Source organism: Rhizobium sp. PDO1-076, assembly GCF_000247475.1.
In the GTDB taxonomy this organism is placed as follows: domain Bacteria; phylum Pseudomonadota; class Alphaproteobacteria; order Rhizobiales; family Rhizobiaceae; genus Allorhizobium.
This window is the reverse complement of the sequence record NZ_AHZC01000312.1, coordinates 1-1,014: the sequence shown is the minus strand read 5'-3', so window position 1 is coordinate 1,014 and position 1,014 is coordinate 1. Positions and strand designations below refer to the sequence as shown.

The following is a 1,014-nucleotide window of genomic DNA, read 5'->3' as shown; positions in this document are numbered from 1 at the left end:
CTCGAAGAGCAGGTCGGCGTGGCGGTTGGTGTAGGAGAGGTATTCGACCTCTACGCCCGCCGCGAGGAGACCCGGCGCGATCACATTGGGAAGTTGCTCCGTTATCTGGGGGCGAGAAATGCGACGGCCCAGGATCGGCGCGCGGCTCTCGTGGCAGCGATCGAAACCGCCGCGACGACAGACAAAGGGACGCCGATCGCGGAAGCCATTATCGCCTTATTCCGGGAGCGCCTGGTATTGCTACCTGCCGCGAATAGGATCGAGCGCATAGGATTGGCGGCTCGCGCCATTGCCCGCCGTCGTGCTGAAGCGGCGTTGATCGCGGACCTCGATCCGGAAAAGCTGCAAGCACTGGACAATCTGCTGGTGGTCGACCCGGCGATCGGCCAGACGCGCTTTCATTGGTTGCGCTCTTCTCCCGACGCCCCGGCGGCGGGGAACCTTGTCGGATTGACCGAACGGGTTGCGTTCCTGCGCACGCTTGGGATTGATCCTCGATTGCAAGCCCTGATACCTTCGGGACGATGGGAGCAAATGGTCCGGGAAGGAGATGCCACTCCGGCCTGGCTGGCCAACGACTTCAATGCCAGTCGACGGCGTGCGACAATTGTCGCGCAGATCATCAAGCTCGGCCAGAAACTCACCGACGACGCGGTGCTGATGTTTATCAAGCTGATGGGCCGACTGTTCTCCCAGGCCAACAACCGCAAAAAGCAGCGTCATATGGGTGCCCGCCTGGAAACGTCGAAGGTATTACGGCTGTTCCTCGACACGATCGAGGCCCTGCAGGCGGCCGACGACACCGACGCAGATCCGATGACGACGCTGGATCGGCGTGTCGGGTGGCAACGGCTGCTTCAGGTCAAACCCGGTCTTGAGGCCATGGTGAAGAACAACGACGTGTCGGCTTTGGTGACGGCGGCCGAGCAACACGCGACAGTCCGCAAATATGCCGGCGCGTTTCTTCAGACGTTCACCTTCCACTCCCGGCGGCGGCACGACCCGCTGCTCGCC

At 62.4% G+C, this 1,014-nt stretch carries 1 protein-coding gene; it reads left to right on the top strand.

Translation table 11 applies throughout. The features are described 5' to 3' along the window. The coding region (locus PDO_RS15815; protein WP_007603879.1) for a DUF4158 domain-containing protein at positions 1-1,014 on the top strand (1,014 nt) is incomplete at both ends.